This is a genomic window from Lysinibacillus capsici, from assembly GCF_020217405.1.
In the GTDB taxonomy this organism is placed as follows: domain Bacteria; phylum Bacillota; class Bacilli; order Bacillales_A; family Planococcaceae; genus Lysinibacillus; species Lysinibacillus capsici.
This window is the reverse complement of the sequence record NZ_CP084108.1, coordinates 2,755,979-2,779,110: the sequence shown is the minus strand read 5'-3', so window position 1 is coordinate 2,779,110 and position 23,132 is coordinate 2,755,979. Positions and strand designations below refer to the sequence as shown.

Sequence of the window (23,132 nt, the reverse complement as noted above, 5' to 3'; positions counted from 1 at the left end):
ACCTCCTTCAAATGCGTTTTTGCTAAAAAACATTGCTTTTATTATAATGCTATAAATGAAAAGGTCAAACGAAAATTCATAGAAAGAAAGGCCTCATACGTATGCAAAATAGATATTCTAGACAACAATTATTTCACCCCATCGGACAAACAGGGCAACAATCCCTTCAGCAAAAACACGTCCTTATCATAGGTGCGGGGGCATTGGGGAGTGCTAGTGCAGAAGCGCTTGTGCGAGCGGGTATTGGCAGGCTGACCCTCATTGATCGTGATTATGTAGAGTGGAGTAATTTACAAAGGCAGCAATTATATACAGAGCTAGATGCACAAAAAAAAATGCCCAAAGTTATCGCAGCTAAAAAGCGTCTCCAACAAATAAACACAGAGGTAGAAATTCATGTCGGCATTATGGATGCTTGCACAGAGACCTTGCTACCATTACTAGAAGATGTTGATGTGATGGTCGATGCGACCGATAATTTTGATGTTCGCTTTGTCATGAATGACCTTGCCCAAAAATATCGTATTCCTTGGGTATATGGCTCTTGTGTGGGTAGTTATGGTGCGACTTATACAATTGTGCCAGGCAAAACACCTTGTTTGCATTGCTTATTAAACGTGATGCCTCATACTGGGATGACTTGTGATACCGTAGGAATTATTAGCCCAACGGTACAAATCGTAGCTGCTTATCAAGTGGCAGAGGTTTTCAAGCTGCTTGTTGGGGATGACAAAGCCTTACGAAAAAGCTACTTAACGTTTGATGTTTGGCACAATCAACACTATGAAATCAATGTGGAGAAAATAAGGCAGGGAGATTGTCCATCCTGTGGCGACAAGCCGACCTATCCTTACCTATCCTATGAAAATCAAACGAAATTACAGATCCTTTGTGGCCGAGACGCGGTACAAATTCGACCACCAAAGCCTATCTACTATTCGCTCGACCAGCTGGCAAATCAGCTCCGTTCCCACGGAGAAGTTCAGATTAATCCGTATTTGCTATCTTGCCAAGCGGACGATTACCGAATCGTTATTTTCCAAGATGGGCGAGTCGTGATACATGGTATACAAGATATACAGAAAGCCAAAAGCATTTATTATCGTTTATTAGGTTAAGGGAGTGTACCAAATGGTAGAAAAAAGACAACCAATTCCTGTGGCAGAAGCCGTTCATCGTGTAATGGACTATGCCTTTCAAGCAAAAAAGGAGCATGTGCCATTAATGCGAGCGCATGGACGTTTTATAGCACAAGCTATTAGAGCCGATCATGATGTACCAGCTTTTGATCGTTCACCGTATGATGGCTATGCCATTCGTTCCATCGATAGTCAAGAGGCATCTTCACAGCATCCAGTCCGCTTTCAAGTCGTTGGAGAAATTGGCGCAGGCTATGTCTATGAAGACGTAGTTGGCGATCATCAAGCAGTCCGCATTATGACCGGGGCGCCGATACCGCAAGGATGTGATGCAGTGGTCATGCTAGAATTAACCCAAACATTCGAAGAAAATCATCAAAAGTATATGTCGATTAAACGACCTTTTGAAGCAGGTACTAATATTTCCTATAAAGGGGAAGATGTACAGCAAGGCGCAGTCCTCATTGAACAAGGCCAATATATTAACCCGGGTGTGATGGCCTTACTTGCTACTTTTGGCTACGAGCAAGTACCTGTTTATCGTAAAACAGTTATTGGTGTGCTTGCCACTGGTAGCGAATTACTAGAGCCAGGTGAAGCTTTACAGCCAGGTAAGATTCGCAATAGTAATGCCTATATGATGATGGCGCAAATTGAGCGTGCTGGGGCAGAAGTGAAATATTTCGGCAAGTTGAGCGATGATCTTACATTATGTATTGAAAACGTAGAAAAAGCCTTACAGGAAGTAGATATTTTAATTACAACGGGTGGCGTTTCCGTAGGTGATTATGATTATTTACCAGCTATTTATGAGGCGATCGATGCAAAGGTATTGTTTAATAAAATAGCGATGCGTCCAGGTAGTGTGACAACGGTTGCTGCTCGCAACGACAAATTATTATTTGGTCTTTCTGGTAATCCTTCAGCCTGCTATGTTGGCTTTGAGCTATTTGTACGTCCGATTATACGTTCTGCATATGGGCATACTCAACCACATTTACGCAGAGAGCAAGCTATTTTAGGGGCTGATTTTACAAAGCCAAATCCCTTTACACGCTTTGTACGAGCTCGTATCGAATATGAAAAAGGGAAGCTCGTAACTGTCCCATCTGGGTTCGATAAATCGAGTGCAGTTTCATCTTTAGCGACAGCCAATGCATTCATTGTTTTACCAGGTGGCTCTAGAGGCTATGAAAAGGGTATGCAAGTGGATGTCCTTTTGCTAGAAGATTTGCAAGGAAGTGAGTGGCCTTGGGACAATATCGAAAAATCTTACAGATAGTGGGCTATCAAAATAGTGGGAAAACAACATTGATGGCGCAATTGATCAGGCAGGCTACAATGGAAGGGCTAAGGGTAGGAACCATTAAGCATCATGGACATGGTGGAGTACCGACGATCGAAACTTCCAAGGATAGTAGTCGGCATGAGCAAGCAGGTGCGGTTGTTACAGCAGTGGAGGGGGCGGGTACTTTACGTATGAGTATCCACCAAAATAGCTGGCAATTGGCTGATATACTTGCGATTTATGATTCTTTTCCCCTGGATATCATGCTAATTGAAGGGTATAAAAATGAACATTATCCGAAGGTTGTGCTGCTGCGCACTGCTCAGGACCAAGTACTGCTACAGCAAGTAACCAATATCCTCTGTGTAATTTATTGGCCAAGCTGTCCGCTTGATCTATCCCTTGCAATCCCTGCTTTTTCGATTTATGAAGAATCACAATATATGGAATTTTTGTTGACAGAAATGAGGGGAAAACGATGACGACAGCGTTATTTGAAATTATCGATCAACCGATAGATGTGGAGGAAGTAAGGCAAAAAGTCCTTAGTCGAAATGCTGGAGCCATCACATTATTCATCGGCACAGTGCGTGAAATGACGAATGGTAAAAAAACAATGCATTTGGAATATCAAGCCTATCCAGCAATGGCGATTAAAATGTTTGAACAGATTGCAAAGGAAATACAAGAAGAGTGGCCAGAAGCAAAAGTGGCTATCACCCATCGTGTCGGGCATTTAGCTATTTCCGATATTGCCGTAGTGATTGCTGTGTCATCACCGCATCGTAAAATAGCTTACATGGCGAATGAATATGCAATTGATCGCATAAAACAAATCGTGCCTATATGGAAAAAAGAACATTGGGAGGACGGGACAGAGTGGATTGGTGATCAATTAGAAAATGTTCCCTATCCGCAAGGGAAACCAGCCATTCAGGAGGAGGAAAACCTGTGATTAACATTTTATTATTTGCCCACCTACAGGAAGCACTAGGTGAATCAAAGCTCTCAGTAGAGCTGTCAGATGTGACAGTTGCACAGTTAAAAGAGTGGATGGAAAAGCGCTACCCTCAGCTATCATTACAACAGATCATGACAGCGGTTAATGAGGAATTTGCAACGGATACGACGATTGTTAAATCTGGCGACACAATCGCCTTTATTCCACCGATCAGTGGGGGATGAGCAAAAAGAGGTAGTTGGCTTGAGCCAACTACCTCTTTTATACTTTCAGGATATGGATAGTAAGAAGTAAAAGGAAGGAAATAGCAATCATACACAAAACCCATGTCCAGGCAAGGGTCATGTTTCCAGAATCAATGGCCATATATATTGCGAGCGGTGTTGTTTGTGTTTTCCCTGGAATATTTCCCGCAAACATGAGTGTCGCTCCAAACTCACCCAAAGCACGTGTGAAGCTTAGAACCCCACCAGCAACAAGTGCCTTTAATGCAAGGGGAATGGATACATAAAGAAAGACCTCCCATTCATTCGCCCCATCCACACGTGCTGCATTTTCAATATCTCGATCGACAGAGGCAAAGCCAGTTTTAGCTGATTGATACATTAATGGAAAGGCAACGATTGTAGAAGCGATGACGGCCGCCCACCATGTGAACATGATAGGTTGATCGAATAGCCAGATAATGCTATCTCCTAACATACTATTTTTCCCGAAAATGACGATAAGCAGGAAACCGACTACTGTAGGAGGTAATACCAATGGTAATAGCAATGCCGTTTCTAGCACTAGTTTACCTTTGAAATCATGGGTTGCCATCCATTTCCCTATTAAAATACCTGCTATACTAGCGATGATCCCTGCAACAAAAGCAATTTCGATCGAAAGCCTAAGTGGAGACCAAAAATCGGTACTCATGTTTTATTGAGCCCCTTTAAATCCATACTTTTCAAAGACATCCATCGCTTCATCACTTTGTAAAAAGTGATAAAAATCCTCCGCCTCTTGTGCATGTTTACTAGCTTTTAAAACACCTACAGGATAAATAATCGGTGCGTGCATAGCATCATCGGCAGTTGCCACGACATTGACCTTATCAGAGACAAGGGCATCTGTTTTATAGACCATCCCAGCATCCACATTTTCTGTTTCTGTATAAGTAAGTACTTGACGTACATCTTTTGTATATACTACTTTTGATTCGAGTGAATCCCAAAGTTGCATATTTTTTAATGTGTCCACACCATACTGTCCAGCAGGAACCGTTTCGGGCGTACCGAGTGCAATTTTTCCTGCTTGTTGTAAATCTTCAAAGGATTGAATTTCCTTTTCATTGTTTTTAGGCACGATTAATACTAAGTCATTGGCTAAAAGATCCGTTCCAAGCTTTTGATCGATCATTTCTTTCTCTACAAGCACATCAAATTTATCCTTTGCTGCGGAAAAGAAAAGGTCTGCAGGAGCCCCTTGTAAAATTTGTTGCTGTAAAGCACCTGAACCACCAAAGTTATAGAGGATGTTGATTGTATCGTGTTGTTTTTCATAGGTTGTTTTCAATTCTTCTAAGGCATCCTGTAGACTAGCCGCCGCAGAAATCGTGAGTTCAACAGGTTCGTTTGTTGCTGCCTCTTTTTCTTGGTCACCACAGGCTGCTAATAGTCCAACTAGTACGAACAGTGTCGTACATAAACGATAAAATTTTTTCACTATGAATATACTCCTTTTATAACTCGTTATAACAAGACATAACTAATTATAATCAGATATAAATAAAAAAGAAAGTTAGTAAGGGTAGAAAATGTCAAGATGTTCATAAAGCTATAAATACGTTACCATGTAAATAGAGGCTTATAGGAGGAGAACTTTTACATGTCACAAGAACAATCCTATACGATTGAAGAGGTTGCACAATTATTAAAGGTTTCAAAATTAACAATTTATGATTTAGTGAAAAAGGGTGATTTGCCAGTTTTCCGCGTAGGACGGCAAATGCGGGTAGATCGTGCTGACTTGCAAACCTATATACAAAAACGAAAAACAGGTAGTATGCCAGCTGTGGCACAGGCTTCCATAGCCACTCCGACTAAAAATCACGCGAAAATTATAGTGAGTGGGCAAGATTTAGTATTAGATATTTTAGCAAAATATATCGAGAAACGACGATCTACGAAAGTATTACGCTCACATGAAGGTAGTTTTAATGGTGTAATGGCGTTGTATCACGGAGACTGTGATATTGCGAGTTTACATATGTTTGATGGGGATACAGGGGATTATAATACTCCTTATGTAAAAAAAATCTTTGTCAGCCATGCCTTTGTGCTCATCAATGTTGTATCACGTAAAGCAGGTTTCTATGTTCAAAAGGGGAATCCGCTGGAAATACGCACATTTGAAGATTTCCAAACAAAGACATTCACATTCATCAACCGTGAGAAAGGCTCAGGTGCTCGTACGCTGTTAGATGAGCAATTGCGCATTCACGGTATCGCTCCATCCACGATTGCAGGCTATACCCATGAAGAAATGAGCCACCTCGATGTCGCCTCTGCAGTTGCCAATGGACGTGCAGATGTTGGGATTGGCATTGAAAAAATCGCCAAGCTTATTCAGGTCGATTTTATACCAATGGTCACTGAACGTTACGATATTGTGTTATTAAAAACACCAGAAAATCAACCGCTCATCGATATGGTGAAGGAGATTTTAAATACACCTGATTTCCAATCTGAAGTAGCTGCATTAGGAGATTATGACATCTCTTTAATGGGCCAAGTCATGTATGAAACGTTATAATCAAAAATTCATATTGAGTTTAATAAAAAAATCAATTACAATTCTAACTAGGAAATTTTATGGTCGTTGTGTCAATTAGTATGGCACAGCAGCTATATTCTTTTATGATACATGGTGAGATGGATAAATTAGTAGGTACTACTGCTAGGATATTAGCCCACCATAAAATAGCTTGCGTATTCAATGCGCAACTATTTTATGGTGGGCTTTTTTGTATAGTAAAAAGGAGATGGATGATGTGACATGGTCAGTATTACATATCATTGGCATGATTGCCTACGCCATTAGTGGAGCATTTGTTGCGTTACAGGCCAACTATTCTTTTATTGGTATATTTGTGCTTGGTCTGACAACGTCTTATGGTGGTTCCATTATCCGCAATGTTGTACTGGATATCCCTGTGTCAGATATATGGGAACGGCAATCCTTATTAGTCGTTTTAGTCACGCTGACGACCATTTTATTTGTCAAAAGGAACTGGATTCATCATTGGAACCGCTGGGGCTATTTCTTTGATTCAATTGGCCTAGCTTCTTTCGCCATACAAGGCGGATTGTTAGCAAAAAGCTTGCATCACGACCTAGGTATCATTATTATAGCGTCGATGTTTACTGGTGTTGGTGGAGGGATGGTTCGAGATTTGTTAGCTGGTAGAACACCGCTTGCATTAAGAGAAGAAATCCATGCTGTCCTAACATTTGTATGTGCCCTTTGTATATGGTTAGGGTGGGACAGCCCGCTTGAATTGTCAGTCATTGTTATTTTTATAGTAGTGATTCGCATGTTATCTGTGAATAATAAATTAAAATGGAAGCCTCCTTTTCAACATTCCTATAACAATGCAAAGGAAAAATAGGTTGATTGTCGAAATAGGTGAAGGTAGTTTTAATTCGAAAAAAGGAGGGGGGAAATGGCAATAGAACGTTTACGCGAGTGGTTACTATCTTCAAAAAATACAGTGATTCTAACAGGAGCGGGCATGTCAACGGAAAGTGGAGTTCCCGATTTCCGTTCAGCATCTGGTTGGTGGAAACAAATGGATCCAAGAACTGTCGCAACAACGGAAGCATTAACAAATCATTACTCTTTATTTCATGAATTTTATAAAACACGTATTGAAAACCTAGAAAAGGTGGCTCCCCATGAGGGGCATCTTATATTAGCTGATTGGGAACAAAGAGGTTTAGTGTCGCTAATCGCTACTCAAAATGTGGATGGTTTTCACCAATTAGCGGGAAGTCAATACGTCGAGGAATTACATGGTTCCATTCGGTCTATTCGTTGTCAATGTTGCCAGCAGGCTGCTGGCATGGAAAGCTTCTTAAACAAGGCTAATTGCACCCATTGTGGTGGGAAACTTCGTCCAAATGTCGTGCTATTTGGAGAAAGCCTACCACAAGCAAGCTGGCACCGTTCCATGGAGGCAATCAAAACAGCTAAACTTGTCCTTGTCATTGGAACGAGTCTTGAGGTGTATCCCGTCAACCAACTGCCTATGATGACAACAGGAAAAGCCGTTTATATTAATATGGATATTTCACAGCAGACAACCTCATTTGATCTGACGGTGAGAGGGAAAATAAAAGAAGTGTTGCAAACACTTCAAATCTAAAAAAGGCGCCCTTGCAATTCCAAGTGGCGCCTAAAACATTTGGGGTAGAAATTCCCTCATGAATCGTGGGTTTTTTCGTAACCATATCTTCAAAATCATACGATGTGTTAACAGTTTATGCCTTTTATTTGGTCTCGCCTTTGCTTCTATGAGGCTCTGTAAAAGAATACAAGTTTCAGGTGCAAAAGCTTGAGGTTCAACGAGAACATCCAGCTTGTAATCAATCAACTGGGCTGTCTGAACCTTGGCAAGTAATTGCGCAAATTGTGTATTCATGGTAGCGTAATTTTCCTCTAATTCTAGGTCAATCAATGAATAGAGCGTTTGCTCTATTTCAACTTCTAATTCCTCCAGTAACTCTTTTGACGGCAGTGTCAATAGTTCACCCTCTTTTATACGACTAGATAACCAATAGCTGCACTAAGTATGCCAATTAGCAAGGTACTGGCAATATAGCTAATGGCTTGTCTCCATTTTTGTTGTTCTATAAGCTGTAGACATTCAAATCCAAAAGTAGAAAAAGTTGTGTAGGCTCCTAAAAAACCTATGCCCATTAATTGCCATAACCAATCACTAAGATGTAGGGCAAATAAGAAACCAAGCGCAAAGGAGCCTGTACAATTAATAATAAAAGTCGCCCATGGATAGGGATGTACAAGTAATTTTCCTAAATAAAATCTAGAGAGAGCGCCAAAAAATCCTCCAATTCCAACTAAAATCATGCAATACGCCCCCTAGCAAGTCGTATTCCCAGCCAAGTGCAAGCTAATCCACCTAAAACACTCACTGTAACATAGAGTACAGCCTGTAGCCACTCGCTATTTTCTAGGAGTAATAGTGTCTCTAAGGAAAATGTCGAAAAGGTAGTAAAAGCGCCACAAAACCCTGTACCTACTCCTAGTATAATAGGTGTGCGTTTTATAAAAGAAGTAAAAAGCCATGCTAAGCAAAAGCAGCCCAGTAAATTAATAAACAGTGTTGTGAATGGAAATATTTCTGTATTGGGAACGGCGAGACTCAGACTATATCGACAGATGGCACCAAGCATTCCACCAATTCCCACGGCTAGAAATGACCTCAACATAAAAACCCCTTACTGAAAATGACTATAATGAAAGTGTATCATGAGACAAAAATTTTAGAAATATTTCAATTCAAGTTATGTCCCCAAATCGATTATTAAAATGTATATAGTGTATAGAAAGTTATAAATGCTTATGAAATAATATTTCGAAATATTATATATGGAAAATGAAATGTATTTTATTACATGGACAATTCTTGTTCATCTTATGTGAATCCGTTGACGGAAAACCCGATGACGGCTAAACCATAAACGGAAATCACGACACTACTAAATAATAAATAACTAAATAATAAATAACTAAATAAAGATGATGATAAGCATATGGACGGAGTGCAACAGACGCAAAGAGAATATTCTATTGTCTGCTATTTGGTATCAAAATCACTAGTCGTGTATTTCAGTCTTTAGGTTAATGTTTGTGCTGTAGAATTATTGTAAGGTTATAGACAACACTGTAATTTTAAGCATGTTCTCCCTTTGATTCCTTAGAGCGTTTCAATGCTTTAAAGCGCTAACTATTTCCTGAAAATGATAAAAAATAACAGGGTGATAGTTGACAAATATTTCTATAGTGTGATAATCTTCAAGAACACTATAACAAATAAACTAAAGGAGGGCATGACAATGTTAATTTTATCAGTATCAAATTCAATCACAGTTACATACATTGTCCGTGCCTAACGCTTTATTTACTATTGCAGAACTAGGCATGGAATTATCCTGCCTTTTATAAGAGACACTTACTCTTTTAGGGTATGTGTCTTTTTTTGTGCAAAAAAGGTTGTAGTGAAAACAAAAAAGGAGTGTATGTATATGACAAAAACTGTTAGAAGAATGATTTTCAAAAAGGAATTTCTAGAAAGTGGGTAGTCATCCACAACAGCACGGAGGAAAGAAGGTTATGATGTATGTTTGATGTGTTAAGTAAATTAGGCTGGTTCTTTAAAAAATACTGGAAGCAATATACGGTGGCCATTATTCTACTAATGGTTGCCAGTGGATTAGAGGTTGTCCCTCCCTATTTACTCGGTTCTATTATAGATCTATTGACTGCAGGAGAAATGACACCAGCTATTTTAACAAAGTATGTCTTGATTTTTATTGGGATTATTATTGGGGGCTATTTATTAAATTTTGTGTGGCAATTCCGACTATTTGAAGGAGCTATCAACCTTGAGAAAATTTTACGTCGTAATTTAATGCAGCATTTTTTACGCATGACCCCAACATTTTATGAAAAAAACCGTACTGGTGACCTGATGGCACGTGCAACAAATGACTTGAATGCCGTATCCATGACAGCAGGTTTTGGCATTATGACGTTGATTGATTCAACGATTTATATGGGCTTTATCATTTTTGCGATGGGCTATATGATTTCGTGGAAGCTCACATTTTTTGCCATGTTACCAGTCCCTATTATGGCGATCCTCATTCAATATTTAGGGAAAATTGTTCATGAGCGATATATGAAGGCACAAGATGCTTTTGGGGAACTAAACGATAGTGTGCTGGAATCTGTAGCAGGAGTGCGAGTGGTGCGTGCCTATGTGCAGGAAAAAAAGGATGAAGCTAATTTTGCAGATATGAGTGAAGTTGTGTATGCGAAAAATATTCATACAGCGAAAATCAATGCTTTATTTGGCCCGATTACAAAAGTTGGAACAGGCATTAGCTATGTTGTAGCACTTGGTTACGGAGCTCATTTAGTGGCAACAGAAGCGATGACGGTTGGGCAACTGGTGACGTTTAATGTTTATTTAGGTTTGGCTGTTTGGCCGATATTTGCGATTGGTGAGCTCATCAATGTTATGCAGCAGGGGAATGCCTCACTAGATCGCGTGCAGGAAACATTGAACTACGAGGCGGATGTTCGAAATATTCCGAATCCCCAAATGATTGCGACACCAAATGCGATTGGCTTTGATGCCTTAACATTCCAATATCCGATGAGTCAGGTGAAAAACCTACAGCAGATTTCACTTTCCTTGAAAAAAGGTCAAACCCTTGGCATTGTAGGCAAAACTGGAGCAGGTAAAACAACCTTCCTACGTCAATTATTGCGAGAATACCCAATTGGTCAGGGACAGCTTGCCATTGACGGTATCGATATTACGGCTCAAACGAAGGAGCAGATCCTCGATTGGATTGGTTATGTGCCACAAGATCATGTGCTATTCTCACGAACTATTCGTGAAAATATATTATTTGGGAAAGAAGATGCAACACAAGCAGAGTTGCAGCAGGCGATACGTGCCGCTTATTTTGAAAAGGATTTAGACAATCTACCAATGGGCCTTGAAACACTTGTTGGAGAAAAGGGTGTCTCTCTTTCAGGCGGTCAAAAACAACGTGTGTCTATTGCTCGTGCTTTAATTAAAGATCCTGAAATTTTAATGCTGGATGATTCGCTTTCTGCTGTTGACGCGAAGACAGAGGCAAGAATTATTGAAAATATTCAGCGTGAACGTCAAGGTAAAACGACGATTATTACGACACATCGCTTGTCTGGTATTCAGCATGCCGATGTCATCATCGTACTGGATGATGGGCAAATTGTAGAGCAGGGAACACATGAGGAACTTCTTGCGCAACAAGGATGGTATAAAGAGCAATTTGACCGTCAGCAGCTAGAAGGAGGTGCCTCATGAGTACGAGTCAACGTTTAATACGCTATGCGATGTATTTTAAAAAGCCGATACTATTAGGTTTATTCTTCCTAACAATTGCCGTATTCACAGAGCTTGTTGGACCGTTTATTGCGAAACATATTATAGATAATTACATGACAATCGGTCATATAGAAATCAAACCGATTACATGGTTGCTCATTGTTTATTTACTTTTAGCCATTGCAACAGCCATATTACGTTATTTTATGTATATTTATTTGCAAATTGGGGCAAACCGTGTCATCCAAAAATTACGTAAAGATGTCTTTGAACATATTCAAACTTTACCGATCCAATACTTTGACAATTTACCAGCGGGTAAAATTGTTGCGCGTGTCACAAACGATACAGAGGCAGTTCGGAATTTATATGTACAGGTACTATCCAATTTTGCGACGAGCTTCATTTCTATTTTTGGGGTGTATATAGCGCTCTTTATTTTAAATTGGAAAATGGCAATGCTTGCTTTAACCATGATTCCAATTGTTTATGTGTGGATGATTTTATATCGAAAATTTGCCTCTAAATACAACGATGTCATTCGTACAAAAATTGCAGATATTAATGCCATGATTAATGAATCCATTCAGGGCATGACAATTATTCAGGCGTTCCGTCGTGAGCAGCAAATGACGAAGGAATTTGATGACATGAATAATGAGCATTATGCGTATGAACGTAAGCTGTTGGTGCTAGATTCAGCTACATCCTTTAACCTTGTGAATACGTTAAGACTTATCATGTTTACGGTCTTTATTTTCTACTTTGGTACACGCTCATTCACAGCAACTGAAGTGATTACGGCAGGGACATTGTATGCATTTGTTGATTACTTAACAAAGCTATTTAATCCGATCACGAATATTGTGAACCAGTTTTCACAGCTTGAGCGTTCACTCATTGCAGGTAAACGTGTTTTTGAGGTGCTCGATACGAATGGTGAGCCTGTTTCTGAAAAGAGCATCCCACGATATAAAGGAAATGTGGTTTTCGAAGATGTTTCCTTTGCCTATAAAGATAATGAATATGTGCTGAAAAACCTGTCATTTGAAGCACATCAAGGTGAAACAATTGCCTTAGTTGGTCATACAGGTTCAGGGAAAAGTTCCATCATGAACTTGTTGTTCCGCTTCTACGACCCGTCAAAAGGCAAAATAACCATTGATGGCATTGATATTACCTCTGTTCCACGTCAAACGATGCGTGAACATATGGGTATTGTGCTACAGGACCCTTACTTATTTACGGGTACGATTGCATCCAATGTTAGCTTAAACAACCCGCGCATCTCTCACGAGAAAATAGAAGCTTCCTTAAATGCTGTCGGGGGAGAACGTGTTTTAGCTAATTTACCAAATGGCTATGAGGAGCCAGTTATTGAGAAGGGCAGTACCTTATCTTCAGGACAACGTCAGTTGATTTCGTTTGCACGTGCTTTGGCGTTTGATCCAGCCATTTTAATATTGGATGAAGCGACATCGAATATTGATACGGAAACGGAAGAAATTATTCAGCATGCGATGGATGTCCTGAAAAAAGGACGGACAACGTTTATTATTGCCCATCGACTTTCAACGATTAAAAATGCAGATCGTATCCTTGTGCTTGATCGAGGAAAAATTGTAGAGAACGGCACGCATGATGAACTGTTAGCGCTTGGCGGCATTTATGACAAGATGTATCAAATGCAGGCGAACTCCTTACAACAATAGTAATAGCTAGAAAAGCCCCACTTCAACTGAAGCGGGGCTTTTCTATTTATCTTACATATTTGAAGACATTGACAAAGAATAACAGGACAGACAGCGCTACAGCAATTCCACCACCAGACACGAAAAGCTCAAATAACCAGCGTGGTACATCCCAATACACCATCATCATGCCAACAAAAAGGAAGGGTAAACCGAGATTGTAAAGCCAGAACTGTGCTTTGGCGAGACCTGTCTCCGCAGCATTTTTATAAGTCGAATAAATTAAACCAATGAATCCAGTAGTCAGCCAACCTACCACACCAATATGAGCATGTGTCGCTTTCCATTGAAGTTGAACCGTATAATGCATAAACAGGCCAAAAGCAAAAACAATTAATAAATAAAAGACTGAAACCTTTATCCATTTAGCACCCATTATCCACAACTCCTTTCTTGAAAGTGATTTTAGCTAGCTGCTACAGTATATTCTTGTCAAATTAAAAAGATGCTTGTATGTATTTGAAAATAAATGTTGTTGGTTTTCATTAAACTAAAATAATTAATGGGAACTTTTTGTAATATGTAAACTTTTCATGGAGTTCTGCGTTGTATAGGCAGAAGGTAGGTGGACATGGTAAAGCAATCAATGAATGCGTTTCTACAGCAAGCAGGAACGCTGCTATATCGTTATTTGAGAAAACGTGGATTAGCCCATGAGGATGCAGAAGATATCGTCCAAGATACATGTTATAAATTTTTATTACATAAAAATGGAATTCAGTCAGACAAAGTAATGAGTTGGTTATATCGCGTAGCAACCAATCAATTTTATGATCTCAAGAGAAAAGAAACACGTCATCCAACAACAGAATTAGATGAGGTTCAATTGACTTCATTCCTTCATATTCCTGAGATCCAGATGCTAAAGAAAGAAAAATTAAAGGACATACAGAACACACTCGAAACGCTATCCATTTTGCATCAGGAATTATTAATCCTGAAATATGAGCTGGGATTATCGTATAAGGAAATTTCAGCCTTGATGAATAAGAATGAAAACACACTAAAAACGCATGTCAGACGTGCTAGGGAAGAATTTACAGAACGATTTAAGGAGGATATTCATGATGAATAAAGAAGAAAATGAATTTTTGTTTGATGATAAACAAACGAAAAAAATAATGAGAAAGGCAAGGTTTTGGTCAACAGTCAAAATGATTGGGATTACATTGGTCGTTACCCCCATTGTGCTAATAGCATTATGGTATGGGCTGAGGGCTTTATCGTTAAATAGCGCGCAAAAAGTAATGGATGATATTCATTTATTTAACGAAATAAGTGCGCCCAATGTCCAAATTAGTAATCAGGCTTATGACGATCATTTGCTGGGAGGGAAAATAACAACAACAACCTATAAGGTGCTTGGAGATCAGCATCGTCCATATATTTGGAAGCCTATCAAAAGCGATTATAATTTATTTGGAATGCTTACACGAACGTCCATTTCTAGCTCTATCCAGATAGAAGGTTCAGAATCACTGGCAGAAACATATCAATTCGAACGGTTTAATGACTACACAGGTGACCGAGAAATGTTTTTTTATCATCCAAGGATTTCCTACGATCATTACCAAGATAATATGAGTAAACTGCATCAATTGGAGAAAAATACTTTAGTAGAAATAGCTATTTCCTTTGATGATGCCTATAATTTTGGTGAAATTAAAAGCAAGCTACCTTCTGAAGTACAAGTAGATTGGTGGTGGGTGGATGCCTATACAGATGCTACACTAGATTTTTTTAAGCAAGGACAGAATACTATTTCAGCCAATGATCCATACATTTACGGCTTCCAATCAGAGCAATCCAAACCAAAACCTCGACGCTCTTCAAACGACGAGGTTGAGACCTTTATTCGAAACATTGAGCTTCTTCGTAAAAGCAAGAACTTTGAGTGGGAAACAAATCAGGTTTATCAAGCTTTAGTAGGGGAAAATGGAACCCTAGAGAAAAGTGATGTGAAAATAACTGGGGCTGTAGTAACTGGTACTCCAGAGCAATTGCAGTCTTTACAAGGACAATCCTACATTAAAGGGTCTATATTTGGTGTAATATCGAATCAGAAATAGAGCGCTGGAAAAGAGTAATCGGACAATCAATTTTAGAAAAGCTTATTTTGGATTAACACTTCTCTAGAATAGGCTTTTTTATCTGAAACATTTTAGTTTAAAACTAAATAGTTTAATGTTAAACTATTAACAGATAACCAAGAAGGAGATGTTGATTCAATGGGTAAGCTACAAAACAAAGTGGTCATCATAACTGGTGGTGCAGGTGGTATTGGTAGTGGAATGGCAAAAGCTATGGTAAAGGAAGGGGCGATTGTGACAATTGTTGACTTAAATACAGAAGCAGGCGAGGCAATGGCAAAAGAATTACAAGAAATGTCTCCGAAGTCTATGTTTTTACAGGCTAATCTAATGGAACGCGACCAATTACCAAAAATTATTGATACAGTCGTAGAAAAATACGGTAAACTAGATGTGCTAGTTAATAACGCTCATGCTGCTAAACAAGTTACAATAGAAGAAACTACACAAGCAGATCTTGATTTGTCATTTGGAACAGGTTTTTATCCAACCTTCTATTTAATGCAAGCAGCCCTACCGCATTTAAAAGAAACTAAGGGTAATATTATTAACTTTGCATCTGGAGCAGGCATTCAAGGTCATGAAACACAGGCTGCTTATGCCGCTGCCAAGGAAGCCATTCGTGGTATTTCCCGTGTTGCCGCAAATGAATGGGGACGTTTTGGTATTAATGTCAATATCATTAGTCCGCTTGCTGATTCACCAGGTGTACAAGCATGGGCAAAAGCACAGCCAGAGTATTATGAAGCGGTGAGAAGTAAAATCCCGTTAGGCCGTTTTGGTGATATTGAGCAAGATATTGGTCGAGTAGCTGTTTTCTTAGCTTCTGACGATTCTCAATACATTACAGGTCAAACGATTATGGTGGATGGAGGCTCACTAATGCTTCATTAATTCTCAGCGTTTGAGGAGGATTTTTTTGAAACAGACAAATATTTTTAAACTGATTCATATGATTGAACAGGTGAACAATGCGAATATTATACGTTTTACAAAAGCGTTCCCATATCCTTTAGGAATTTCACCAATTTTAGTTTTAAATGAGCTACATGTCAAAGGCCCTCAAAAACAAGCCGAATTAGCTGAGACAATCGGCTATACAAAAGGTGCTATGACGAGCATTGCCGAAAAGCTGGTCAAACTTGGATTAGCAGAAAGACTATATGATCCATCCGACCGCCGCACCATTCGCTTACAAATTACAGACGAGGGTCAAAGTGCTTTAGCAAAGGCTCAATCTATCGGAAAAGAGGTCTTTGTACAGCTTTTTGAAGTATTAGATGATGAGGAAATTGCCCAATACTTGCGGATTCAAGAAAAATTAGTACAGGGTATCCAGCAGAAATAACCATGTAAAAAAAATCAACCTACCTTTTAAGAGGTGGGTTGATTTTTCTTTGTTTAGGCGGATTGGGTACGTAAACTGGCGGATAGCTTTCTTTTTTGCATGATAGAATGGCTCTAAGTGAATAGAATGTCCAAACTGGCGGATAAAACTCAAAATGTGACGGATAAAAAGAGGATTCCAGCGGATAGCCTTCCTTTTTTAGGTGATAGCCATGCTCAGCACAATCCGAATGTCCATAGGAACAGCTTGAAATGAAATCGTGCATTTAAAATCTAATTGTAAAATAGTTGAATTTATTGAAAATGGCCCGTGTTCATTTTATAATCAAAATACGGTTCTATTATAGAGACATTTGAGGTGTGAAATGACATTAAAAACATTAGATAACTCATTGGAGGTACTGAAATATTTTAATAAGGAAAATCCTACATGGGGTGTTCGTGAGCTAGCGAAAGAGATGGATATTAGTCACTCCATTATTTATCGGATTTTAGCAACCTTCGAAAAACAAGGCTTTCTTATTCAAAATCCGGAGACAAAAAAATATGAATTAGGGCTTCGCTTTCTAGAATATGGCCAGATGGTTAAAGATAAATTAAATCTTTCTGACTTTGTTTTACCAATTATGATCAACCTTGCAGATACCATCAAAGAATCCGTATTTTTAACTTGGTTGGATGGCACAGATGGTGTCACAGTAGAAATAGCTGAGAGCTCTCAAACCATTAAGTTTTCAGTGTCGATTGGCACCCGGACACCACTACATATCGGGGCATCTTGTAAAGTCATCATGGCTTATCTACCTGAAGAGAGAAAAAAGGAGATCATGGAGCATGGGATGAAAAGATTAACTCCTGAAACCATTACTGACCCTGATGAAATGTTAGCCGATTTAGAAAAAATACAACAGCAAGGCTGGTGCTTTTCAACGGGAGAGTACTCTCATTCAGTATTTGGGCTAGGTGTACCTCTTTTTAATAGTAAAAAAGAAGTCATTGCCTCTTTAACAATTGCTGGTCCTATTTATCGTAAGCCAACAGAGGAGAAATTACCTGAAATGGTGAATGTTCTTCAATACGGAGCGATGAATATTCAACGTTATTTCGATCAATACAGCTTTAAATTATATCATGAATAAGCATGAAAAAGAGGCTCAAGATAGTGAATGTCTATCTTGAGCCTCTGCTTGAATTTTTTTCATAATGGATACGGCCTTGTCAATTTCTTCAAACGTATTAAAATAGTGTGGTGAAAAACGTGCCATTTTAGAAATCTGATTGCGTTCCATAATGGTATTCGCCATAAATGTGCCAGCTTCAATGATGACCCCATGCTCTGCTAAAGCATTGGTTAGCTCATCTGGTGACAGCCCTTCAATGTTAAATGGCGTAATCGATAATCGATGAGCCCTATTTTGAGGACCATATAAGACAATGCCTGGAATGGTGGCAAGCTGTTCAATTAAATAGTTTGTTAGCTGCTTTACACGATCATATATGTGGTGGATACCGATATTGTTCGCATAATCAATAGCTGCCCCTAATCCAAAAATACTTGGAATAATTGGACAACCTGGCTCAAAACGTTTAGCGGTTTCTACAAAAGAATAGGCATTGTTCTGATAATCCCACTGGGTGCTGCCCCAGCCAATCATAATAGGCGTCAATGTTGGAATGAGTGCTTCTCGTACATATAAAATACCTGATCCTTCAGGGCCGCGTAGCCATTTCCGCCCACATGCAACTAGAAAGTCACAGTCAAGTTCGGCAACATTAATCGGTGTTAAACCAAGTGTTTGATTGGCATTCATCAATGTTAGTACATGGTGTTGCTGGGCGAGCTGACATATTTCTTTGGCGGGCTGGATTGCCCCAGCAGCGTTAGACATATGGGCAAAGGTAATCAATTTCGTTTGTGGTGTGATGAGTTGCTCAAGTGCATATAAATCTACCATATATTCATCATTGGTTTTTAACACTTTCAGCTGTACCCCTTGCTGCTGAAGGGCAAGCCAAGGCACATAGTTACTCAACATTTCTGTGTCGAGCACTATGACCTCATCTCCCTGTTTCCATGGCAAGCCTCCTGCGACATAATTAATCGCCACTGAACCGTTTGGCACAAAGGCAATTTCCTCTTTTGTTGCGCCGATGAACAATGCGGCTTTTTCTCGAATAACCTCTACCTGAGCATACGTTTCTTGACGAAAAGAGGGCAAGTAGGGACCAATACTTGCTTGTTTTTGAAGATAGCTAGTCATTTCATCCACTACTGGCTGTGGCATGGCAGATGCAGCAGCTGTGTTTAGGTAAATATAGTGTTCAAGTAGCGGCATATCCTGTTGTATTTTCCTCATATCGATCATTGTACACACCAACCTTATAAAATGATTAATTCTTTCGAATAGGTCATGAAATTTTCGTAACCATTTTCTGTGACGATTAAATTATCCTCGATACGAACACCACCAACATCCTGCACATAGATTCCTGGTTCCACGGTAAAGGCCATGCCTGGCTTTAACACTAGCTGATTACGCTGCATCATATAAGGCTCTTCATGTGCACTTAAACCAATGCCATGGCCAAGTCGGTGTGTGAAATAATCATCATAGCCGGCATCGCGAATAATGCCTCTTGCCAGATCATCAATGGCATGAGCTGTCATACCTGGTTTTATGGCTGCTATGGCTGTTTCATTTGCTTGCTTCACAATGCTATAAATGGTTTTGAGTGTTGGAGAAACTTCTCCTAAAGCAACTGTTCTAGTCATATCCGCCACATAGCCCTTATAAATCGCGCCAAAATCTATGACGATTAATTCACCTGTCTCTATTTTCTTTGTGCTCGCTCTACCATGAGGAAGCGCACCTCGATAACCAGAAGCAACAATGGTTCCAAAAGGTGTTCCCTCTGATCCACGTCGTCTCATTTCATATTCTAATTGGGCTGCGACTTCCATCTCTGAAATACCAGCTTGAATAATCGGTAATGTGGCTGCAAGACTTTCTTCGACAATCTGTACAGCCTGACGCATGAGGGCTATTTCGTGTTCATCTTTTTCCATACGTATATCACGAATGGTTTCACCGATATCACATAAATTGTCATATGTAAGGTTTTCGATAGCTTTCTGTTCTTTCACGCGCATGGTGTCAAACTCAACGCCAAGTGTCTGCGCTGTTTCTAGTTCTTTTTTTAGTTGCTGGATGGCCTGTGACGGTCCTTCCTCATCCGAATAGGATAAGATTGTCTCTCCATTCCGCAAGTCTACTTTTGTTAATTCTACTTGTGGAACGAGAAAGTATAATTGATGATGAGCAGTAATAGCGGCTACCGTTAGGCGTTCACTTTGCTTTAACTGAAGACCTGTAAAATAATACATGTTTGACCCTGGTACTAGCACTGCTACATCAATTGACTGTTGCTGCATACGGGAAATGAGCTGCTCTCTTCTTTTCTGAAACATTGAGTGATCCCTCCTGAAAAACGTTTCTATTATAGAGACGTTGTATCTGAAAATTAGTATATATCAACAATAATGAATTTTCAATAAATTAAGATAGCATCATTTTGATAGAGGAGAAAGAAGATAATTGACAAATGAGGGAATAGTATGTTGTAAATTTAGTAAATACTAGTGTACGTCTTTTTTTCGTTCATTATGCATATAAGTAGACTAGATAAACTTTTTTCCAACTTAATACGTCAAAAAGAGGGGCAAAATTGTTAAGCAAGAAAGGACTTATGTATGGAAAAAAACATGAAACGCTCAAAAGAGAAAAAGAGCAAGAAAAAATTATGGCTGTGGATTGTTGGTAGCCTATTAGCAATTTTTTTAATTTTTATAGGTACTGCCTACTTTACCATCCAAAAAACTATGAATAAAATAAATACACCACTTATTCAAACAACAGATGCAGCACAACCAGAAGAAAAAACAGTGATTAAAAAAGATCCCTTTTCGGTTCTAATGCTTGGGGTCGATGAACGTAAAGATGATAGTGGACGTTCCGATACCATGATTGTAATCACTGTAAATCCTGAAAAGCAGACGATGAAAATGCTTAGTATACCCCGTGATACTCGAACAGAAATCGTTGGTCATGATACGGTAGATAAGATTAATCATGCCTATGCCTTTGGAGGCGTCCCTATGGCTGTGGATACGGTCGAAAATTTTTTAAATATTCCCATTGATTATTATGTTTTTATTAATATGGAGGGCTTTTTACAAATTATTGATACACTTGGTGGCGTAACAATCGATAATGATATGGATTTAACCTTTGACGAATACCATTATCCAAAGGGAGAAATCACATTAGATGGTAATGAGGCCCTTATTTTTTCTCGTATTCGTTATGAAGATCCTCGAGGTGATTTTGGACGCCAAATTCGACAACGTCAAATCATTGAAGCGGTGATGAAAAAAGCCTCCACACCATCAACATTATTAAAAGCAACCGATATGTTGAATGTACTAGGCGACAATGTTCGCATGAACTTTTCGGTGAAGGACCTTATTCAGCTACAAAGTATTTATAAAAAAATGGATAAGGATATTGAGCAGTTATCGTTTGAAGAGGGAGATGGTGAAAGGATTAACCGCATTTGGTACTATATTCCGAATGAGGCAGAGCTTCAAAAAATACAAACAGATTTAAAAAACCATTTACAAAAATAAGGAAGCAAGTTGCTTACAAATGTCGCATACTAGTTGTAAACTTTTTGGCCACGAAGGGAGGGAGATGAATGAATGGGAGGACCCAGGTGCTGAGGTATACAGCGCTGAATCATTGCATGCAAAGCTATGTACCTAAACGTAAAGTGCGAAAAAATCCAGTCCAATCAGCAATAAGAGGCCTACAAGTATTATGTTTAAAATTATTTATGTAAGGGATAAAAAATCATTCAGGTAGGGTGCATGCCTAGTTGAATGATTTTTTTGCTGTTATTCATCATTTTTCGATATTTCTTGAAATATCAGAAAATTAAGTGTATACTGACATTAGAAATGGTTAAAGGAGTGATTGTGATGATTGTAGGCACAATTTTATTAGCATTTGCATTACCAGTGGGTATCGTATTAGCAGTAGATTTATTAAACGAGCAGCATCACTCTGCTACACAAACTAACCATTCATAACGATGAAACAGCAAAATATCAATTTCTAGACAATGTTACTTTGTAGCCTTGTCTATTTTTCTATGAATAGGAAACAATTTGTGTTATTCATTCGTCAATAATAGTGAGAAAATGTTATACTATTAAAAAAACAGTATCGGGGAATGAGCATGCAAGCGGAAAAAACATCCAATCTTAAAAAAGAAATAGTATCCTACATCAAAATTATTGTCATTACAGCTGTTGTTGTTTTTGGCTGTAAGCAATTCTTATTTGCACCGATTAAAGTGCAGGGAGCATCCATGTATCCGACTTATCACGATAAGGATATTATTATTGTAAGCAAAACAAGTAAAATCGAGCGTTTCGATCAAATTGTTTTCCAATCACCTGTTGAAGATGAGTTATATATTAAACGTGTCATTGGTCTTCCAGGGGATAAAGTGGAAATGAAAGATGATGTATTGTACGTCAATGGCAAAGCATACAAAGAAGATTATGTGAACCGTCAAACGGATGATCCTAATCAATTACGCATTACGGAAAACTTTACATTGGAACAATTAGTGAATGAAAAAGAAGTGCCAGAGGGCATGTATTTTGTGCTTGGTGACAATCGCCTAAAAAGTAGTGACAGTCGCCATTATGGTTTAATTTCAGAGGATGCTGTATATGGTGAATCAAAATTAATACTCTATCCATTTAGTCATTTTCATATTGGCTCAAAATGATGAAAAAAGAGGTCACTCCATTGAGTAGCCTCTTTTTTATTGTTGGGGTAAATCGGTACAGCTTTTATACGTGGGATAATAGACACAAATCCTTGAATTTTCAACGGTTTCCTTGATGGGCGATGGCTTACTTTTCATGGGAGATTGCATTGCTGGTTCTTCATTTGTGAACGCTTCTTCTACTAATTCTACGCCATAAAATAGTATTAAAAAATAGCAGACAAATCCTACTATACGCAAACGATCACCTCGTAAAATAGTTATTGTATGTTACTATATATGGTCAAATTCGTCGAAATATAAGCAGAAAATCGAAATTTTCTCTTGCCAAAAAGATTTTTAGAGGCAATGAATTCTATGAAAAAAGCTATTGTCAATGAAATTTTGATGTGCTACTATAGCTAAAGTAAATATTTGATCTGTATAACCTCAATAATATGGATTGAGGGTCTCTACCAGGAACCATAAAATCCTGACTACAAAACTTTGCTTCATTTTTGTAGTCAGGATTTTTTTAGTTTGTTTTAAAA

General features: G+C 38.8%; 26 protein-coding genes and 1 riboswitch. Of the genes, 18 read left to right on the top strand and 8 right to left on the bottom strand.

Annotation, left to right across the window (positions count from 1 at the left end; all coding sequences use genetic code 11):
* The first annotated feature begins 101 nt into the window (after window positions 1-101).
* Genes LCP48_RS13740 through moaD form a run of 5 tightly spaced genes read left to right on the top strand, consistent with a single transcriptional unit; the run spans window position 102 to window position 3,612 of the window.
* Window positions 102-1,118 carry a thiazole biosynthesis adenylyltransferase ThiF gene (locus tag LCP48_RS13740; RefSeq protein ID WP_004230589.1) on the top strand — a complete coding sequence of 339 codons (1,017 nt, stop codon included), beginning with the start codon at window positions 102-104 and terminating at the stop codon, window positions 1,116-1,118.
* Between the two features lie 13 nt (window positions 1,119-1,131).
* Window positions 1,132-2,421 (top strand): molybdopterin molybdotransferase MoeA, encoded by a 1,290-nt coding sequence (locus LCP48_RS13735; RefSeq protein ID WP_004230588.1) that lies wholly within the window; start codon window positions 1,132-1,134, stop codon window positions 2,419-2,421.
* Window positions 2,391-2,909 carry a molybdopterin-guanine dinucleotide biosynthesis protein B gene (mobB, locus tag LCP48_RS13730; RefSeq protein WP_004230587.1) on the top strand — a complete coding sequence of 173 codons (519 nt, stop codon included), beginning with the start codon at window positions 2,391-2,393 and terminating at the stop codon, window positions 2,907-2,909. The genes LCP48_RS13735 and mobB overlap by 31 nt, the downstream gene beginning before the upstream one ends.
* Window positions 2,906-3,382 (top strand): molybdenum cofactor biosynthesis protein MoaE, encoded by a 477-nt coding sequence (locus LCP48_RS13725; RefSeq protein WP_004230586.1) that lies wholly within the window; start codon window positions 2,906-2,908, stop codon window positions 3,380-3,382. Before mobB ends, LCP48_RS13725 begins: the two co-directional genes overlap by 4 nt.
* Window positions 3,379-3,612 carry a molybdopterin converting factor subunit 1 gene (gene moaD / locus LCP48_RS13720; RefSeq protein ID WP_004230585.1) on the top strand — a complete coding sequence of 78 codons (234 nt, stop codon included), beginning with the start codon at window positions 3,379-3,381 and terminating at the stop codon, window positions 3,610-3,612. The genes LCP48_RS13725 and moaD overlap by 4 nt, the downstream gene beginning before the upstream one ends.
* Before the next feature lie 37 nt (window positions 3,613-3,649).
* Here the strand turns inward: moaD and modB are convergent, their stop codons facing one another.
* Both modB and modA read right to left on the bottom strand, forming a co-directional pair.
* A complete protein-coding gene (gene modB, locus LCP48_RS13715; RefSeq protein ID WP_004230584.1) occupies window positions 3,650-4,306 on the bottom strand; it encodes a molybdate ABC transporter permease subunit in 657 nt (218 codons plus the stop codon).
* A 3-nt stretch (window positions 4,307-4,309) separates the two neighbouring features.
* A complete protein-coding gene (gene modA, locus LCP48_RS13710; RefSeq protein WP_004230583.1) occupies window positions 4,310-5,095 on the bottom strand; it encodes a molybdate ABC transporter substrate-binding protein in 786 nt (261 codons plus the stop codon).
* Between the two features lie 162 nt (window positions 5,096-5,257).
* Between modA and LCP48_RS13705 the strand changes: the two genes are divergently transcribed.
* From LCP48_RS13705 to LCP48_RS13695, 3 genes are all read left to right on the top strand, one after another.
* Window positions 5,258-6,184, top strand: coding sequence for a helix-turn-helix transcriptional regulator (locus tag LCP48_RS13705; protein ID WP_004230582.1), 927 nt, complete (start codon window positions 5,258-5,260; stop codon window positions 6,182-6,184).
* A gap of 229 nt (window positions 6,185-6,413) precedes the next feature.
* Complete coding sequence (locus LCP48_RS13700; protein ID WP_225341040.1) at window positions 6,414-7,040, top strand: trimeric intracellular cation channel family protein; 627 nt, start codon at window positions 6,414-6,416, stop codon at window positions 7,038-7,040.
* A 54-nt stretch (window positions 7,041-7,094) separates the two neighbouring features.
* Window positions 7,095-7,796, top strand: a complete 702-nt coding sequence (locus LCP48_RS13695; protein WP_004230578.1) for an SIR2 family NAD-dependent protein deacylase — start codon at window positions 7,095-7,097, stop codon at window positions 7,794-7,796.
* Window positions 7,797-7,826: 30 nt separating this feature from the next.
* Here the strand turns inward: LCP48_RS13695 and LCP48_RS13690 are convergent, their stop codons facing one another.
* The 3 genes from LCP48_RS13690 to crcB (LCP48_RS13680) are packed head-to-tail and all read right to left on the bottom strand — an operon-like array spanning window position 7,827 to window position 8,880.
* Complete coding sequence (locus LCP48_RS13690) at window positions 7,827-8,174, bottom strand: hypothetical protein (protein WP_004230577.1); 348 nt, start codon at window positions 8,172-8,174, stop codon at window positions 7,827-7,829.
* Window positions 8,175-8,188: 14 nt separating this feature from the next.
* Window positions 8,189-8,518, bottom strand: coding sequence for a fluoride efflux transporter CrcB (gene crcB / locus LCP48_RS13685; RefSeq protein ID WP_009370342.1), 330 nt, complete (start codon window positions 8,516-8,518; stop codon window positions 8,189-8,191).
* Window positions 8,515-8,880 (bottom strand): fluoride efflux transporter CrcB, encoded by a 366-nt coding sequence (crcB, locus tag LCP48_RS13680; protein WP_036218665.1) that lies wholly within the window; start codon window positions 8,878-8,880, stop codon window positions 8,515-8,517. The genes crcB (LCP48_RS13685) and crcB (LCP48_RS13680) overlap by 4 nt, the downstream gene beginning before the upstream one ends.
* Before the next feature lie 911 nt (window positions 8,881-9,791).
* Here crcB (LCP48_RS13680) and LCP48_RS13675 point away from each other — a divergent pair.
* Complete coding sequence (locus tag LCP48_RS13675) at window positions 9,792-11,534, top strand: ABC transporter ATP-binding protein (protein ID WP_004230573.1); 1,743 nt, start codon at window positions 9,792-9,794, stop codon at window positions 11,532-11,534.
* A complete protein-coding gene (locus tag LCP48_RS13670; protein ID WP_009370345.1) occupies window positions 11,531-13,267 on the top strand; it encodes an ABC transporter ATP-binding protein in 1,737 nt (578 codons plus the stop codon). The genes LCP48_RS13675 and LCP48_RS13670 overlap by 4 nt, the downstream gene beginning before the upstream one ends.
* A gap of 46 nt (window positions 13,268-13,313) precedes the next feature.
* Here the strand turns inward: LCP48_RS13670 and LCP48_RS13665 are convergent, their stop codons facing one another.
* Entirely contained in the window at window positions 13,314-13,682 is a 369-nt protein-coding gene (locus LCP48_RS13665) for a hypothetical protein (RefSeq protein ID WP_004230571.1), read from the bottom strand.
* Between the two features lie 195 nt (window positions 13,683-13,877).
* Here LCP48_RS13665 and LCP48_RS13660 point away from each other — a divergent pair, with 195 nt between their 5' ends.
* The 5 genes from LCP48_RS13660 to LCP48_RS13640 all read left to right on the top strand — a co-directional run bounded on the left by LCP48_RS13660 (window position 13,878) and on the right by LCP48_RS13640 (window position 17,882).
* On the top strand, window positions 13,878-14,381 hold the full coding sequence (locus LCP48_RS13660) for an RNA polymerase sigma factor (RefSeq protein ID WP_004230570.1): 504 nt from the start codon (window positions 13,878-13,880) through the stop codon (window positions 14,379-14,381).
* The gene (locus tag LCP48_RS13655; RefSeq protein WP_225340284.1) at window positions 14,371-15,375 is read left to right on the top strand and encodes an anti sigma factor C-terminal domain-containing protein; all 1,005 of its coding nucleotides are present in this window, start codon (window positions 14,371-14,373) and stop codon (window positions 15,373-15,375) included. Before LCP48_RS13660 ends, LCP48_RS13655 begins: the two co-directional genes overlap by 11 nt.
* 159 nt (window positions 15,376-15,534) lie before the next feature.
* A complete protein-coding gene (locus tag LCP48_RS13650; RefSeq protein WP_004230568.1) occupies window positions 15,535-16,290 on the top strand; it encodes an SDR family NAD(P)-dependent oxidoreductase in 756 nt (251 codons plus the stop codon).
* Between the two features lie 25 nt (window positions 16,291-16,315).
* Window positions 16,316-16,744: a MarR family winged helix-turn-helix transcriptional regulator gene (locus LCP48_RS13645; RefSeq protein ID WP_004230567.1), complete on the top strand. Its 429-nt coding sequence runs from the start codon at window positions 16,316-16,318 to the stop codon at window positions 16,742-16,744.
* Between the two features lie 364 nt (window positions 16,745-17,108).
* Window positions 17,109-17,882: an IclR family transcriptional regulator gene (locus LCP48_RS13640; RefSeq protein ID WP_004230566.1), complete on the top strand. Its 774-nt coding sequence runs from the start codon at window positions 17,109-17,111 to the stop codon at window positions 17,880-17,882.
* Between the two features lie 15 nt (window positions 17,883-17,897).
* Here the strand turns inward: LCP48_RS13640 and LCP48_RS13635 are convergent, their stop codons facing one another.
* Complete coding sequence (locus tag LCP48_RS13635; protein ID WP_004230565.1) at window positions 17,898-19,109, bottom strand: aminotransferase class V-fold PLP-dependent enzyme; 1,212 nt, start codon at window positions 19,107-19,109, stop codon at window positions 17,898-17,900.
* A gap of 14 nt (window positions 19,110-19,123) precedes the next feature.
* Window positions 19,124-20,212, bottom strand: a complete 1,089-nt coding sequence (locus LCP48_RS13630) for a M24 family metallopeptidase (RefSeq protein ID WP_004230564.1) — start codon at window positions 20,210-20,212, stop codon at window positions 19,124-19,126.
* A gap of 282 nt (window positions 20,213-20,494) precedes the next feature.
* On the opposite strand from LCP48_RS13630, the gene LCP48_RS13625 reads away from it, so the two are divergent.
* The 3 genes from LCP48_RS13625 to lepB all read left to right on the top strand — a co-directional run bounded on the left by LCP48_RS13625 (window position 20,495) and on the right by lepB (window position 22,602).
* On the top strand, window positions 20,495-21,430 hold the full coding sequence (locus LCP48_RS13625) for an LCP family glycopolymer transferase (protein ID WP_004230561.1): 936 nt from the start codon (window positions 20,495-20,497) through the stop codon (window positions 21,428-21,430).
* A gap of 351 nt (window positions 21,431-21,781) precedes the next feature.
* Window positions 21,782-21,892 carry a hypothetical protein gene (locus tag LCP48_RS13620; RefSeq protein ID WP_004230560.1) on the top strand — a complete coding sequence of 37 codons (111 nt, stop codon included), beginning with the start codon at window positions 21,782-21,784 and terminating at the stop codon, window positions 21,890-21,892.
* Window positions 21,893-22,041: 149 nt separating this feature from the next.
* Entirely contained in the window at window positions 22,042-22,602 is a 561-nt protein-coding gene (gene lepB / locus LCP48_RS13615; protein ID WP_004230559.1) for a signal peptidase I, read from the top strand.
* Window positions 22,603-23,001: 399 nt separating this feature from the next.
* A riboswitch (purine riboswitch) is annotated at window positions 23,002-23,101 on the top strand.
* Window positions 23,102-23,132 lie beyond the last annotated feature (31 nt).